The sequence below is a fragment of the Sphaerisporangium viridialbum genome (assembly GCF_049674955.1).
Classification (GTDB): Bacteria; Actinomycetota; Actinomycetes; order Streptosporangiales; family Streptosporangiaceae; genus Sphaerisporangium; species Sphaerisporangium viridialbum.
In genome coordinates, this window is the sequence record NZ_CP187232.1 from 5,528,594 (window position 1) to 5,544,180 (window position 15,587).

Here is a 15,587-nt window from a genome sequence, read left to right on the forward strand (position 1 = left end):
CTGTGGAAAGTCGCAAATGCGGCGTAACTGGGGGGAGTGCGTCGATAGTAGAACAGGTCATACGTATGTACAACACGTTCTACTTATGGGTTTCGTTGATAAGGTGATGAGCGGATGATCCATATCCCACGAAGGCGAGAGCATGACAACACGCATACGAGGCAGGTCGGCTGAGGACGCCGTCTTGCGGAGACGCCGGGCCGTCGAGGCAGCTCGCGAGCTGGCGCTCGAAGGCGGTCCCGATGCCGTCCAGATGCGTGCCGTCGCCGAGCGGGCGGGCATGACGACCGTCACGCTGTACCGGCTCGTGCCATCGAAGATCGCCCTGCTCGGCCTCCTCGGCACGGATCAGGTCCGACGCTATGCGGCCTACAACGAGGCTCACCCGATCGAGGGAGGCACCCGAGGCGACCGGGTAGGCCGCGTTTTCAAACGTGCGTTCGTTGTGGTGACCCGCGAACCGAACCTGGGCCGGGCGATCTTTTCGGTCTTCTCCGGTATTCACAGGATCGAGGCCGTCGAAAGACTGCCCGGCGAGCCGGAGAAGTCCCTGATCGATGTCGCACTGCAGGCGCTCGAGTCGGACGGCGTCCCGGCGACGGCGAGCGAGCGTCGGCTACTACAGATGGTCCGCCTGGTCTGGGGGGCCGCCGTGGGCCAATGGCTGAGCGAAACGATGGACATCGACGTGGTCTACGAAATGATCGATCTCGCGTGCGCTCAACTTGACGCGGCGACGCAGGGTCTCCCGTCCCGATCGCAGGAACGGTGATCACCGGCTGACGACGCGCGGCGCCCCGGGTTCGTGGAGCACGCGGCCGGAGCGCGGGACTACCGGAGATGGAACACCCCACGGTCCAGCACGACGGTCTCGCCCACCTTGGTCTGGAAGATCGCCCCATCGTCGGTGCGCCAGATCAACGTGTCCAGCAAGTCCCCCGGGTTGACGGTCGAGGCGAAGCGGACGGAGAACTCGCCGAACTGAGACGGGTCATCGTCGGCCACGGCTGCCAGCAGGGCCCTGCCGGCGAATCCGTACGTGCACAGGCCATGCAGGATCGGCCGCTTCATCCCCGCCTTCGCCGCGAAGGCGGGGTCGGAGTGCAGCGGGTTGCGGTCCCCGTTCAGGCGATAGAGCAGCGCCTGATCGACCTTGGTCGGGTAACTCACGATCTCGTCCGGCTTCCTGGCAGGTACCTCCCAGTGTGCGGCCGGTCCCGGATCACCCCCGAAACCTCCCTCCCCCCGCAGGACGAGCGTCACCTGGACCTCGGCGTAGCTCGCCCCCGACGTGGGATCCTTCAGCACCGACGAGGTGACGAGGTTCGCGTGCTTGCCCTTGTCGTAGATGCCGGCGATCTTTCCTTCGGAGACGACGGTCCCCGCCGTCGGGATGGTCCGATGCAGGATGACCTTCTGCTCGCCGTGCAGGATGCTGGAACGCGGGACGGAGCCGACGAGTTCGGTGGGATGCTTACCGACGCTGCCGGTCATGACCGTCACGAACGTCGGCAGCACCTCCTGCGCCACCCCCTCGCTGTTCTCCGTGGTGTACTTCAGGTCCTTGAGGGGGTCCTCGGCGCCCGCGCCCACTCCGAGCGCGTAGAGCAGGGCGTCCTTGGAATCCCAGCTCGTGGGAGACCCCTCCAGCGGAGTACCGACCTTCGTGGGGTCGACGGTCATGGGTGTTCCTCTCCTTCGGTTGGGTTCGATGGATGTCCGGCGCCGCGCTCAGCCAGGGACGTTGGAGAGCACGAGACTGCCGGCGGCGGCGAACATGTGGCCGACGCCCTGGACGAAGCTGATCCGCGCGTCGGGGACCTGCACGACGGCCTCGCCGCGCAACTGGCGGACCGCCTCCTGGATGGCGAACATCCCGTATTTCCCCGTGTGGGTGTACGACAGCCCGCCGCCGTTGGTATTCATCGGAAGCGAACCGCCGGGAAGCGTGTGCCCTGCGCGGATGAACTCTCCGGACTCACCGGGACCGACGAACCCGGTGTCCTCCAGCATGTACAGCGGGAGGTGGGCGAACGCGTCGTAGAACATCACGTGGTCGACGTCGGCATGGGTGATGCCCGCCGTTTGGAACGCCTCCTGGCTCGCCGTCTGGAACGGCCCGAAGGAGGTGAGGTCGTCCATCTGCGAGACCAGCGGCCCCGCGGCTCCCTCTCCGGACCCGAGAAGGTAGACGTGCCGATCGGCGCTGTCGAGGTCCCGGGCACGTTCGGCGCTCGTGAGGACCAGCGCGCCGCCGCCGTCGGTGACGACGCAGCACATGTCCTTCGTGAACGGGTAGGCGACCTCCGGCGCGTCCAGCACCTCGTCGACCGTGATGGGCTTGCGGCGCAGCGCGCGCGGGTTGGGCACGGCCCATTCGCGCTGCGCCGCCACGACCTGGGCGAGATCGCGGCGTGTCAGGCCACGGGACTCCAGGAAGGCCAGCACCGGCAGCGTGAAGCTGGAGAACGGCATCAGGGCGCCGTACGGGTGCTCGAACTGAGCCGCCATGCTCGACGGGTCACGCACGTAGGGCGGAGCGTCGAGACGGGACCGGCCGGACTGTCCGTGCGTGATGAGCACCGTGTCGGCGGCGCCCGCCGCGATGGCCGCCGCCGCGTGGCGCACGTGCACCATGAAGCTGCAGCCGCCGACGGCGGTGCCGTCGAACCAGCGTGGACGGACCCCGAGGGCGTCGGAGATCTCGTAGACCGGGGACCGGTCGGAGGCGATCCCGTCGATGTCCGCCGTGGTCAGGCCCGCGTCGGCGAGCGCGTTACGTGCCGCGTCGAGGTGCAGTTCGAGCTCTGGGATGGTCGGGAGCACGCCCAGATCGGTGGTCTCGGCCGCACCGCAGATGACGACGCCGCCCTTGTGCATGGATCCCATCAGGCCTCGCCTCCGGCAGGAGCGAACATCGGCAGGAACATCTCCCCGCGCTCTTCGAAGCGAACCTCGAGCCGCATCCCCAGGGTGAGCGCTTCGGGGTCCGCCGCCACGTCGACGATGTTGGTCATCAGCCGTGGGCCTTCGTCCAGGTCGACGAGGGCGATCACCTGCGGCCCCGTACCCCACATGGGTCTGCGGTTGATCACGTACGACGCCAGTGTCGCCCTGCCCGAGACCGGCCGCCATCGGACGTCCAGGGATTGGCAGTAGCGGCAGGACGTCCTGGGGTAGAAGTAGAACCGTGCGCAGGCGTCGCAGTGCTGGATGCGCAGCTCGCCCTCCCTGGTTGCCTCCCAGAACGGCGCCGTGAGAGACGACGCCTGCGGTGTCAGCGGGGTGATCATGTTCTCCTCGTGGTTTCGTGATGGTCGGATGGGGGTTCGAGGTGTACCGGCTCCAGGGGAGATCCCGCCGGGTAACGGAAGTCGAACGCGACGGCCCCTTCCGGGGCGAGCGTGGCGTGTAAGCCGCTTCCGTCTGTGGCCGGCTCGAGATCGGCGAGGATCAGGCGCCGGCCGGGAGCGGTCGTGTCCGCCACGCTGAGGACGAGCCGCTCCCCCTCCCGGTGGATCGAGGGGTCACGCACCTCCAGGCGCAGCAGCCCTCCATGGGCGGTGAAGAGAACGGCGCCCTCGTACCGGACGACATCGCCGTCGCAGGCCGCACGGCGGAAACGGAACTCCCGGCCGGCTGCCGACGCCGGGGCTTCGATCCGGATCTCGCCCGCCTCCTCGACGTACGCCCGGAACGACGCGCGGACTCCCCAGGCCATGGCGTGGTGCGCTGGGACGACATTGGGCAGCGGGCGCCGTGCCGGGGAGACGGGCTCGCTCATCGCTGTACTCCCCCGGTCGCGGGCGAGGCCTTCGCGGGCATGGTGTCGTGCTCTTCGCCGGCGGCCTGTTCGCTGAGGATCTCCGCGGCGGCCAGTTCGTCCTTGGCGGCGAGTCGGTCGAAACCGTGCACCGCCGGGTAGCGGTACTCGCCGAGCAGCAGAATGACGATCGCCGCCACGGCCAGGGTCGCGATGAAGACCGGGATGATCGTGTTGTAGGAGCCGGACGCGTCATAGGCCGCGCTGAAGACCACCGGGCCGAACGCGGAGATGACCAGGAAGGCGGCCTGAATCACGCCCACGATGCGGCCGTACTCGCGTGTTCCCAGGTAGCGCGTGATGAAGAAGATGACCAGGTCGTTCTCGATGCCCAGAGCCAGGCCGATCAGCGCCACGGCGGCCGCGACGACGCCGAGCGGCGGTTGGAGGAACAGCAAGCCGGCGATGGGGATCAAGACGACGACGGCGCCGATGATCCGGCCGGGAAGCCGGTCGATGATGAAGCCGCCCGCCAACCGTCCGATGAGGCCGGATAGGCCCAGGATGGTGAGCAGCAACGCGGCCTGGGCCGGCTCGAGGCCGCGGTCCACCATCATGGGAACCAGGTTCACCTGAATGCCGGTGATCGTCAGACCAGCGGCGCCCAGGCCAAGCGTGATCATCCAGAAGTGACGGCTATGAAGCGCCTGCCTGAACGTGAGACCGGGGACCTCCAGACTGACCACGCTCTCGGAACGCGCGTCGGTGACCTCCTTGACCAGCCGTCCTCGCACGCTCCGCTCGGCCCTGACGCGCACCAGAACGCTCACGGCCGAGGTCGCGATGATCATCGAGAGCACGGCGAGCGCCGCGTAGGCGCCTCTCCACCCGAAGAGGGCGATGAAGGAGCCGGCGATGAGGGGCATGATCGACGAACCGAGTCCCCAGAAGCCCGTCATCACACCGATCGCCATGCCACGCTTGTTGTCGAACCAGCTCACCAGGGCCTTGCTGAACGGGATGCTGGTGCTCGATCCGAGCAGGCCGATCATGAAGTGCAGCGTGTAGTAGACCGGAAGCGAGTCGCTGCCGACCGTCCCGATGAGGGCGAACACGGTCGTGTAGCCGATGAAGCCCGGGATGACGATCCACCGGACGGCGAAGCGATCGAGCAGGCGGCCGACGACGACGAGGCCGATGGCCATGCCCACTGCGGCGACGGTGAAGCTCGCGGACACCTGCGTCCGGGTCCATCCGAGTTCGTCGGTCATCGGAAGCATGAAGAGGCCGAGGGTGCCAAGCGATACCGGTCCCGGCGCGCACATGCCGGCGATGCCCGCGCCGACGATGACCCACCATGGTGATCTCTGTTTGTTGTCTGCGGCTACCGGACGGGATGCGGCTGTGGTCATTCGGGTACTCCCTGTCGAGTGGCGAAACCCCGATGCGAACTGGCCCCGATGTGAAGTGCTGGACGGCCGCCGGCTATGGCAGGCGTCGGAGACCGCGACCGCCGGCGGTGGCGGCGCGGCCCGGCAATCTACGCTCGTGACCGGGGTGGCCCGCTGATCACCTGGAGCTCGGTGAAGCCGTACAGGCCCCAGGGCCCGTTCTCGACTCCGACGCCGCTGGACTTGTGACCACCGAACGGCAGGGTGGGCAGCACCCCGCCTCCGTGGATGTTGATGGAGACCTGACCGCTGTCGATCCGGTCGGCTATCGCGTACGCCCGCTCAACGTCCGCTGACCACACGGAGGCGGTCAGTCCGTACTCGCTGGCGTTCGCGCGTTCGACGACGTCGTCATCGTCGTCGAAGGGAATGAACGGCATGACGGGTCCGAACTGCTCCTCGTCCACGACCTTCACCCCCTCGCGGACGCCGGTCAGGACAGTGGGCGCGAAGAAGTAGCCCGCCCGGTCGAGGGCTCGACCGCCGGCGCGCGCGGTGGCTCCGTTCCGCGTCGCGTCGTCGACCAGCATCTCAACGCGCCTGAACTGCGGCTCGTTGTTGATCGGACCGAGCTGCGTGCCCTCGTCGAGGCCGTTCCCCACACGTACCGACACAGCGATCTCGGCCACGGCGTCGGCGAGGTCGTCGTGAACGTCCCGGTGCGCGTAGATGCGCTTCGCGGCGAGGCAGACCTGTCCGTTGTTCATGAAGGAACCCCAGAACAGCGCGGGAGCGACCTTGGCCACGTCGATGTCGGGCAGGATGATCGCCGGGTCGTTGCCTCCGAGCTCCAGGGTGATCCTCTTCAGATCCTCCGCCGCGGCGCGGGAGACCAGGCGCCCCACCGCCGTGGAGCCGGTGAAGCTGACCTTGCGCGGCACCGGATGGGACACGAGTGCCGCGCCCAGCGGTTCCGGCCCGGCCACGACGTTGAGCACGCCGGGGGGCAGCACCTCACGCAGCATGCGGCCGATCTCAAGGGTGGTGAGGGGCGTGTACGGCGAGGGCTTGACGACGATGGTGTTCCCTGCCCGCAGCGCCGGGGCGATCTTCCACATCGCCAGGCCGACCGGGACGTTCCACGGCGTGATCGCGGCGACGACGCCCATCGGCCTGCGCACGACCTCCTGGAACGCCTGGTCGTCGTCACGGATGATCTCGCGTGGGATCTCCAGTTCCGCGTAGTAGCGCAACCATGACGCGGCCCGGCCGATCTCCCCCCTGGCATCGTTGAGGGGTTTGCCCTGCTCCGACGTGAGGATCACCGCGAGCTCGGCCGCGTGCGCCTCGATCAAGGCGGCGGCCTGGCGCATCGCCGCCCGGCGACCGTCCTCGTCTCGTGCCCACTTCGGGGCGGCCGCGGCCGCCGCGCCGAAAACCTCGTCGAGCTGCTCGGGAAGCACCGACGGGGCGGTGGCGAGCACCTGACCCGTCGCCGGGTTGATGACGTCGAACCGGCTGCTCGTGACGAGATCGCGGCCGGCGACGGTCGCGACGAACGTTCGTGCGCCGACATCACTGCTCGTCATTTCGCCGCTTCCCGGTTCTCGATGCTCAGCGCGCGCGCAGGGCAGGACCGAACGGCTTCCGCCAGCAGCGGCCGTTCATCATCGCCGATGTCGGGACCGATGAGGTGCAGCACCCCGTCCTCATCGACCTCGAAGCGATCCGGGGCCACCGACTCGCAGATGCCGATGCCCGTGCAACGGCCGCGGTCTACAACGATCTTCATTTCGGCTTCCTAGGACACTCGAACGGGCAGTCGGCGGACCCCGTTGATGAACTCGCTGCGCAGGTACTCGGGCTCGCCGACCTCGAGGTTGGGCAGCTTGGTGAGAATCTCCTTGAACAGGGCGCGCAGTTGCGCCTTGGCCACCCCGTTGCCCAGGCAGTAGTGGACGCCGCCGCCACCGAATCCGACATGCGGGCTACGCCCCCGGGAGAGGTCGAAGCGCTCCGGGTGGTCGAAGACGGTCTCGTCCCGGTTTCCCGAGGCGTAGAAGATCGCAACCCTGTCGCCGGCCTGGATCGTGACGCCACCGAGCTCGACATCTGTGGCGGCGGTCCGCGCGAAGGCGATGACCGGCGAGGCGTGCCGGACGAACTCCTCGACCGCTCCCGCGATGCGGCCGTCGAAATCCTCCATGAGCCAGGCGCGCTGGTCCGGATTGCGATCGAGCTGGACCGCGGTCTGAGATGTCGTCTGCTTGGTGGTGTCGTTGCCGGCGACGCTCAGCAGCATCATCATCGAGCCGATGTCGCCATCGGTGAGCCTGCGCCCGTCGAAATCGGCCTGGACGAGGTTGGTCATGATGTCGTCGGCCGGGTGCCTGCGACGATGCGCGGCGAGCTCCGCGCCCATCGCGAAGAGAAATTGCATACGCTCGGCTGCGTACTCCTGGAACGAGACGCCGGGCGGAAGCTCCTCGGGGGCCGTCATGATGGTGATGACCTCGTTGCCGGCCCGCGCGAAATCCTCGGCAAGCTCGGAGGGAACGCCGAGAAGGTCCGCGACCGTCAACATCGGCAGCTTGCACGAGACTTCCGCGACGAAGTCGAACTCGCCCGCCCCGACGACGCGATCGACGATCTCCCGCGCCCGCTCCTCGATCTTCCGGCTGAGCTTCGCCACCGCCTTCGGCGTGAACGCGGCGCTCATCACCTTCCGGTAGGCGGTGTGCTCGGGGGGGTCCATATGCAGGAAGGTCGGAGGCTGCCGCTGCGCCGGGTCCATGGGGCGGAGGGTCGCGGTGCCCAGAGCCGAGCTGAACAGATCGTGGTTCTGGCTGACGATCGTGATGTCCTCCGCGCGTACGACCGCCCAGAACCCGGCCTGGCCGTGGACCTCCCGAGGCAGGCCGGGCACTTCGATGGGAGCATGCCAGCTTACGGGCGCGTGCTTGCGAAGCCATGCGAAGGTCTTCTCCCGCTCCGCCATCGGCTGGGCCCAGAAGGCGCGGCTGGAGATGTCCTTGTCAGTGGTAGGAGGGTGCTCGGTGGCATGGATCAGCATGAGATCTCCCGGTCTCGGCTTCGAGACGAATTCGACGGCATGGGCCGTCAGGCAGGCGTGAGCGGGGTGTGGTAACGAGCCGGCGCCCCTGTCGGTGGCGCGCCCGTCGGCCTGGCTATTGCTTCCAGGACGCGGGCTGTCTGCCGCTGCACCTGTAGTATAACCGGTTATATAACGTGTTACACAAGAGTGAATTTCGCTCCGCCTGGAACGCCGGCGGCGGCTCGACCGCGATCGATCATCTCCTCGCGCGCAGCACGAACGCTCCCGCCGTCACCGTGAGCGCGCAGGCGAGCCAGAAGGCGGCGGCGAACCCCACCGCGTCGGCGAGGAAACCGCTGACCAGGGAACCCACGACGGCGGCAAGGTCCATGGCGACCATGTAAGCGGCGAGGGCGGTCGGGTTCGTACCACGGCCGGAATCGGCCAAAAGGGCGGAGGTGACGGAGTTGACCCCGCCCGCGGCAAGACCCAGCAGCACGAATCCGGCAACGACCAGCAGCATGTGCCCGGGGTACGCGATAAGCACCAGCGCGAGCACAGTGAACGTGATACCGGCCAGCAACGGCCCGTAGCGGCCACGCGAGTCGGACAACGGCCCCGCTATCGCGGAGCTCGCGACCTGCGACAGCGCAGTGAGCGACACCATGAGGCCGATGAACGCGGTCGAGTACGCCGCGGCGGCCAGGTGCAGGGGGATGAACCCCGACCGCATGCCATAGAAGACCCAGCCTGCGACCAACTGGCACATCAGGACCGCGACGAAGACCTTGTCGGTGATGAGGACGTGGGCCATGGCCCACTTCGAGACATTTGTCGCGTCTTGCGTCGGGGCCGATCCCGTCGCCCGGAGCGACCGGTGGGGGCGCAACAGAACGAACGCGAGTACCGCGGCGAGGACGGTCGCGACGCCGTACCCCAAGAGTGGCAGCCGGGCACTCGATGTCGCGAGCACACCGCCCAGGGCGGGCCCCGCGACGGTGCCGAGCGAGATGCCCGTCATGAACGTGCTCATCGCCCGGCCGCGTACGTCTCCCGGCACTGTGGCGATGAGCAGGCCCGTTGCCGCGGCCGTGAAGGCGGCCGAGCCGAGGCCGCCCACGGCCCGCGCCGCAAGAAAGCTGATGACCTCCGGGGCCAGGCCGGCGCCCAGCGCCGAAAGTCCCTGTACGAGTAGTCCACCCGAGAGAAGGGCCCGAAATGTCCACACACGGAGCAGTCCCGGGGTGGCAATGCCCCCGACGAGCCGCATGGCCGCGAAGACACTCACCGCCAGGCTTGCGACACCAGCCGTGATGCCGAACTCGACAGCCAGGGCAGGCAGTGAAGGCGCGACGACTCCCGAGCCGACCATGGTCGTGAACCCGATGATGGCGAGCAGCCAGACGACCTTCGGCATGGGACTTCTCTGCGGGCGTTGATCTGGCACGGGTGCCCTTTCTGGGTTGCACAGCTGAGGCGACGGGCGGCCCAGACTCGCGAGAGCATGGCGTATGTCAAGGAATCACAAGTGTAACTAGTTATACTTGCGATCTAATCGGATGTCGTCATCGCCTGGTGAGCGGCGGCATCCGTTCGTGTGCGCGGGTGAGGAGGGCTCGATGCACACAGACATGGCCCAGCGCCGAAGACGGCCAGGCTCCCGCGGAGGGTGAGCGCTCAGTCGCTGCGGGCAGCCGCTGACAAGAGCATCAGGCCAGGTCGTGGCCCAGCCGGGCCGACAGCCGCCGCAGCAGGTCCAGGGCGGCGTCGGTGATGACGGTGCCGGGCAGGAAGACGGCCGTGACGCCGGCTTGACGCAGCGCCGGCACATCGCCGGGTGGGATGACCCCTCCTATCACGATCATGATGTCGTCGCGCCCCGCGTTGGCCAGTTCCCGGCGCAGGGCGGGCACGAGCGTGAGGTGCCCGGCAGCCTGGGACGAGACGCCCACCACGTGCACGTCGGCCTCGACCGCCTGGCGGGCGACCTCGGCGGGGCTCTGGAACAGCGGGCCCACGTCCACGTCGAACCCGAAGTCGGCGAATGCGGTGGCGATCACCTTCTGGCCCCGGTCATGGCCGTCCTGGCCCATCTTGGCCACCAGGATCCGCGGGCGCCGGCCCTCGGCCTCGGCGAAGCGGGCGCAGGCGTCGCGGACGGTGTCGGCCCCGGAGCCCATCTCCTGGCGGTACACCCCGGAGATGGTGCGGACGTTCGCCTGGTGCCGTCCGAACACCTTCTCCAGCGCGTCGGAGATCTCCCCTACGGTGGCGTGCGCCCGGGCCGCGTCCACCGCGAGTCCCAGCAGGTTGCCATCCGAGGCGGCTCCTCGGGTAAGTGCGTCCAGCGCGGCGCGTACGGCCTCCGGGTGGCGCTCGGCCCGAAGCCTGCGCAGCCGCTCGATCTGCCGGGCGCGTACGGCGCTGTTGTCGACTTTGAGCACCTCCACCTCCGGTTCGTCCGCGGTGCGGTACTTGTTGACACCGATCACGGGCTGGGCGCCGGAGTCGATGCGGGCCTGGGCGCGGGCGGCGGCCTCTTCGATGCGGAGCTTGGGCAGCCCGGCTTCGATCGCCCTGGCCATCCCGCCCGCCTGCTCCACCTCGGCGATGTGCTCCCGCGCCCTGCGCGCCAGCCGCCGGGTGAGGGTCTCGACGTAGTAGGACCCGCCCCAGGGGTCGATCACCTGGGTGGTTCCCGACTCGTGCTGGAGTACCAGTTGGGTGTTGCGGGCGATCCTGGCGGAGAAGTCGGTCGGCAGCGCCAGGGCCTCGTCCAGGGCGTTGGTGTGCAGCGACTGGGTGTGTCCCTGGGTGGCGGCCATGGCCTCGACGCAGGTGCGCGCCACGTTGTTGTAGACGTCCTGGGCGGTCAGGGACCAGCCGGAGGTCTGGCAGTGGGTGCGCAGCGCCAGCGACCTGGGGTCCTTCGCCTCGAAGTCCTTCACCAGGCCCGCCCACAGCAGCCTGGCCGCGCGCAGCTTGGCCACCTCCATGAAGAAGTTCATCCCGATGCACCAGAAGAACGACAGCCGCGGGGCGAAGTCATCGATGTCGAGGCCGGCGGCGGTCCCGGCGCGCAGGTACTCCAGCCCGTCGGCCAGGGTGTAGGCCAGCTCAAGGTCGCACGTGGCCCCCGCCTCCTGTAGGTGGTAGCCAGAGATCGAGATGGAGTTGAAGCGCGGCATGTGGGCCGAGGTATAGGCGAAGATGTCGGAGATGATCCGCATCGATGGCCCCGGCGGGTAGATGTAGGTGTTGCGGACCATGAACTCCTTGAGGATGTCGTTCTGGATGGTGCCGCTGAGCTGGTCCGGCTTCACCCCCTGCTCCTCGGCGGCCACGACGTACAGCGCCAGGATGGGCAGGACCGCGCCGTTCATCGTCATCGACACCGACATCCGGTCCAGCGGTATGCCGTCGAACAGGAGCCGCATGTCGGCGATCGAGTCGATCGCCACGCCCGCCATGCCCACGTCGCCCGCCACACGGGGGTGGTCGGAGTCGTACCCGCGATGAGTGGCCAGGTCGAACGCGACCGACAGGCCCTTCTGCCCCGCGGCGAGGTTGCGCCGGTAGAACGCGTTGGACTCCTCCGCGGTGGAGAACCCGGCGTACTGGCGGATCGTCCAGGGCCGCGTCACGTACATCGTCGGGTACGGCCCGCGCACGTACGGCGCGATGCCGGGATAGGTTCGCGGGTCGTAATCCCCCGCCGCCGCGAGCGCCGCCAGATCCGCGGGCGTGTAGATCGGCGCGATCGGGATGCCCTCTGGGCTCTCCCACGCGCTTTCGCCGGTCGCCGGCGGTATGTCTCGTCCCCCTGATCCGGTCAGGCCGACACCTCGGAAGTCCGGAATCATTCGCTCACCTCCAGATCGGCGAGGGTCGCGCGCAGCACGTCGATCACGTCGCACCCCGCGTACAGGTTGTCGTCCACGCCGTCGTACCGGCCCTTGCCGGCCAGCCAGATCCTGGCCGCGCCCGCCCTTCGCAAGGCCCCGGCCACCGCGGCGGCGTGCTCGTCGTACATGCGGTCGCTGGCGCACAGGCAGGCCACCGGCGTACCGCTCGCGGCGAACTCCTCCGCGATCCCGTCCGGATCGCGCGCCGGGCTCGATGTGACGGTCTCGACGCCGCCGGAGTTGAACAGGCCCGCCGCGAACGACACCCGCCCTCCGTGCTCGCCCACCGGGCCGATGGCGGCCAGGAACACCCGCGGCCGAGACGGCAGGGCGTCGGTCAGGTCGCGCAACTCCTCGAACTCCTGGGCGTAGCGGATCCTCGGCAGCGCGCCCTCGGATACCGGCAGCGCGGGGGTGCCCGCGGGCAGCGTCTCGGACAGGTCGGGGAAATCGCTGATGCCGACGATCGGCTTCCGCCGGCGGGCGATGTCGCCGGATCTGCTCACCCGGGTGGCGGCGATCCTGCCGGCCACGAACCCCGAGGCGAGCGCTTCGACCATCCCGCCGGCCTCCTCGATGTCCTGGAACCACCGCCATGCCCGGCCGGCGAGGTCGGCGGTACGGCGTTCGAGGTACCAAGACCCGGCCCCCGGGTCGGCCACCCTCGCCACCTGGGCCTCCTCGACCAGCAGAGCCGAGGTGTTGCGGGCGATCCTGCGGGAGAAGCCGCCGGGCGGGCCGAGCGCGTCATCGTACGGCCGTACGGTCAGCGCGTCGGCCCCGGCCACACCCGCCGCGAAGCCCGCCAGGGTGGTACGCAGCATGTTCGTCCAGGGGTCGCGCCGGGTCATCATCGCCGCCGAGGTGACCGCGTGCTGGAGCTGGCCGGGCGGCCCGCCGCAGACCTCGGCCACCCGTGCCCAGAGCATCCGGGCCGCGCGCAGCTTGGCGATCGTGGCGAACTGGTCGGCGGTCGCCGCGTACCGGAACTCCAGTTGGCCGAAGGCCCCCGGCACGTCGAGCCCGTGGTCGGTGAGCGTCCGCAGGTAGGCGAGGCCCGTCGCGATGGAGCAGCCGAGCTCCTCCGCGTCACTCCCGCCGGCCTCGTGGTACGGCGTGGCGTCGACGACGATCGCACGCATGCCGGGCAGCTCAGCGGCGCAGCGGCGCGCCAGTTCGGCCATCTGCGACAGGCCGGATGCCACATCGCCAAGGGCCGGCTGGGCAAGGGGGTCGACGCCGAAGCAGCCCCTCAGGGACGAAGTGGGGACGCCGCGCCCGGCGGCCAACGCCAGGAGCGTGTCCGCCGCCTCCCCACTCCGGTGGCCCGCGTCGAGCACGATCGAGATCATGTCCAGGTGGGCACCGTCAAGGAGCCGGGGCAGTTCCTCGGGGGCGACGGCGAGCCAGACCGAGTCGGCGCCGTTCTCCAGGTCGGTCCGCAGGGCCTGCGGGTCGGGGATCTCATACCGCTGCCGCACCTCCCACGAAGCGCCGAGTCCGCGGCCCCCAGGGGCGTGGGGCGGGAGCCCGGGCGTCTCGGGCAGGTCCGTGGCGTCGTGGAGCGGGGCGATGGTGATGCCGTCATAGGTGGTGCTCGCCAGCGCCCGCTCCGGCGACTCGGCCTTCCGGCCCGACCTGTACAGGACCTCCCGTGCCAGCTCACGCCACTGCTCCCGGGTGGCGACAGGGAACCCGGCGCCGGTCACGGCATGTCCTTGATCTCGCAGATGACGGCGCCCGCGGCGACCGTCGTCCCCACTTGGGCGGACATCCCGGCCACGGTTCCCGCCCGGTGGGCGGTGAGCGGCTGCTCCATCTTCATGGCCTCCAGAACGATGATGGGGTCGCCGGCGGCGACCTGGTCGCCGTCGCCTGCCATGACCTTGACGATGGTCCCCTGCATGGGGCTGACCAGGGAGTCGCCGTTCGCCGGGGCCTTCGCCGTGCCCGTCCCGCCGCGGCGGCGGGCGCTCGGGGCCACGGTCCGGTTCGCGCCGCCGCCGCGCGTCCCGGCGCCGAGACCGGCGGGCAGCACGACCTCCAGGCGCTTGCCCGCCACTTCGACGGTGATCCGCTCCCCCTCGGCCGGCTCGGCGCCGGTGGACGCCTGGCCGTCGTAGGGGGCGATCCGATTGTCGAACTCTGTCTCGATCCAACGGGTGTGCACGGCGAAGGGCTCGCCGGTGAAGGACGGCTCCTCAACCACGGCCCGATGGAACGGCAGCACCGTGGGCATGCCCTCGACCTCGAACTCGGCCAGCGCCCGGCGGGCACGCTGGAGCGCCTGGGCCCGGGTGGCGCCGGTGACGACGAGCTTGGCCACCAGGGAGTCGAAGGAGCCCGGCACGGTCTCGCCCTGCTCATAGCCGGAGTCGACCCGGACGCCGGGGCCGGAGGGGGCGTGCCAGCGGGTGATGGTGCCGGGGGCGGGCAGGAATCCGCGCCCCGGGTCCTCGGCGTTGACGCGGAACTCGATGGAATGGCCGCGCGGCCCCGGATCGTCGTAGCCGATCTCCTCTCCCGCGGCGATCCGGAACATCTCCCGCACCAGATCGACGCCGGTGACCTCCTCGGTGACCGGGTGCTCGACCTGGAGCCGGGTGTTCACCTCAAGGAAGGAGATCGTGCCGTGCTGGCCGACAAGGAACTCACACGTCCCGGCGCCGACGTAACCGGCCTCGCGCAGGATCGCCTTGGAACTCGCACGGAGCAGGGTCTCCTGCTCGGCGGTGAGGAACGGCGCGGGCGCCTCCTCGACGAGCTTCTGGTGACGGCGCTGTAGCGAGCAGTCCCGGGTTGAGATCACGACGACGTTGCCGTGCGCGTCGGCCAGGCACTGGGTCTCCACGTGCCGGGGCCTGTCGAGGTAGCGCTCCACGAAGCACTCCCCCCTGCCGAACGCCGTCACGGCCTCGCGTACGGCGCTGTCGTACAGGCCGGGGATCTCCTCCATCGTGCGGGCGACCTTGAGCCCGCGTCCGCCCCCGCCGAACGCTGCTTTGATGGCGACCGGCAGGCCGTGCAGGGCGGCGAAGGCGATCACCTCGTCGACACCGGAGACGGGATCGGGGGTGCCGGCCACGAGAGGGGCGCCGACCTTCTGGGCGATGTGCCGCGCCTGGACCTTGTCGCCGAGTGCGGTGATGGCTGAAGGTGGCGGCCCTATCCAGGTCAGCCCGGCGTCGATGACGGCCTGGGCGAAGTCGGCGTTCTCTGCAAGGAAGCCGTATCCGGGATGGACCGCATCGGCGCCGGACCGCGCGGCCACCTCGATGATCTTCTCGATCGCCAGGTACGTCTCCCCTGGCGTGGCGCCGCCGAGTGCGTACGCCTCGTCGGCCATGCGCGCGTGCAGTGCGTCGCGGTCCTGGTCGGCGTACACCGCCACGCTGGCGATGCCGGCGTCCCGGCAGGCCCGGATGACCCGGACGGCGATCTCGCCGCGGTTGGCCACCAGCACCTTCCGCAGG

At 69.3% G+C, this 15,587-nt stretch carries 13 protein-coding genes; 1 reads left to right on the forward strand and 12 read right to left on the reverse strand.

What is annotated here, in order from left to right; all coding sequences use genetic code 11:
- Positions 1-184 precede the first annotated feature (184 nt).
- Positions 185-772 (forward strand): TetR/AcrR family transcriptional regulator, encoded by a 588-nt coding sequence (locus ACOZ38_RS24725; protein WP_424533545.1) that lies wholly within the window; start codon positions 185-187, stop codon positions 770-772.
- 59 nt (positions 773-831) lie between these two features.
- On the opposite strand, the gene ACOZ38_RS24730 is transcribed toward ACOZ38_RS24725, so the two are convergent.
- The 12 genes from ACOZ38_RS24730 to ACOZ38_RS24785 form a co-directional block, all read right to left on the reverse strand.
- The gene (locus tag ACOZ38_RS24730) at positions 832-1,683 is read right to left on the reverse strand and encodes a MaoC/PaaZ C-terminal domain-containing protein (RefSeq protein WP_424533546.1); all 852 of its coding nucleotides are present in this window, start codon (positions 1,681-1,683) and stop codon (positions 832-834) included.
- Between the two features lie 48 nt (positions 1,684-1,731).
- On the reverse strand, positions 1,732-2,889 hold the full coding sequence (locus ACOZ38_RS24735) for a thiolase C-terminal domain-containing protein (RefSeq protein ID WP_424533547.1): 1,158 nt from the start codon (positions 2,887-2,889) through the stop codon (positions 1,732-1,734).
- Positions 2,889-3,293 (reverse strand): Zn-ribbon domain-containing OB-fold protein, encoded by a 405-nt coding sequence (locus ACOZ38_RS24740; protein ID WP_424533548.1) that lies wholly within the window; start codon positions 3,291-3,293, stop codon positions 2,889-2,891. Before ACOZ38_RS24740 ends, ACOZ38_RS24735 begins: the two co-directional genes overlap by 1 nt.
- A complete protein-coding gene (locus tag ACOZ38_RS24745; protein WP_424533549.1) occupies positions 3,290-3,784 on the reverse strand; it encodes an HtaA domain-containing protein in 495 nt (164 codons plus the stop codon). The genes ACOZ38_RS24740 and ACOZ38_RS24745 overlap by 4 nt, the downstream gene beginning before the upstream one ends.
- A complete protein-coding gene (locus tag ACOZ38_RS24750) occupies positions 3,781-5,175 on the reverse strand; it encodes an MFS transporter (protein WP_424533550.1) in 1,395 nt (464 codons plus the stop codon). Before ACOZ38_RS24750 ends, ACOZ38_RS24745 begins: the two co-directional genes overlap by 4 nt.
- 128 nt (positions 5,176-5,303) lie before the next feature.
- Positions 5,304-6,743 (reverse strand): aldehyde dehydrogenase family protein, encoded by a 1,440-nt coding sequence (locus ACOZ38_RS24755; RefSeq protein ID WP_424533551.1) that lies wholly within the window; start codon positions 6,741-6,743, stop codon positions 5,304-5,306.
- Positions 6,740-6,946: a ferredoxin gene (locus ACOZ38_RS24760; protein ID WP_424533552.1), complete on the reverse strand. Its 207-nt coding sequence runs from the start codon at positions 6,944-6,946 to the stop codon at positions 6,740-6,742. The genes ACOZ38_RS24755 and ACOZ38_RS24760 overlap by 4 nt, the downstream gene beginning before the upstream one ends.
- Positions 6,947-6,955: 9 nt before the next feature.
- Entirely contained in the window at positions 6,956-8,227 is a 1,272-nt protein-coding gene (locus tag ACOZ38_RS24765) for a cytochrome P450 (RefSeq protein WP_424533553.1), read from the reverse strand.
- A 238-nt stretch (positions 8,228-8,465) separates the two neighbouring features.
- Positions 8,466-9,626 carry an MFS transporter gene (locus ACOZ38_RS24770; protein WP_424533554.1) on the reverse strand — a complete coding sequence of 387 codons (1,161 nt, stop codon included), beginning with the start codon at positions 9,624-9,626 and terminating at the stop codon, positions 8,466-8,468.
- Positions 9,627-9,918: 292 nt separating this feature from the next.
- Positions 9,919-12,072, reverse strand: coding sequence for a methylmalonyl-CoA mutase (scpA, locus tag ACOZ38_RS24775; RefSeq protein ID WP_424533555.1), 2,154 nt, complete (start codon positions 12,070-12,072; stop codon positions 9,919-9,921).
- Complete coding sequence (locus ACOZ38_RS24780; RefSeq protein ID WP_424533556.1) at positions 12,069-13,823, reverse strand: methylmalonyl-CoA mutase family protein; 1,755 nt, start codon at positions 13,821-13,823, stop codon at positions 12,069-12,071. Before ACOZ38_RS24780 ends, scpA begins: the two co-directional genes overlap by 4 nt.
- A complete protein-coding gene (locus tag ACOZ38_RS24785; RefSeq protein WP_424537080.1) occupies positions 13,820-15,586 on the reverse strand; it encodes an acetyl/propionyl/methylcrotonyl-CoA carboxylase subunit alpha in 1,767 nt (588 codons plus the stop codon). The genes ACOZ38_RS24780 and ACOZ38_RS24785 overlap by 4 nt, the downstream gene beginning before the upstream one ends.
- Between the last annotated feature and the right edge of the window lies 1 nt (position 15,587).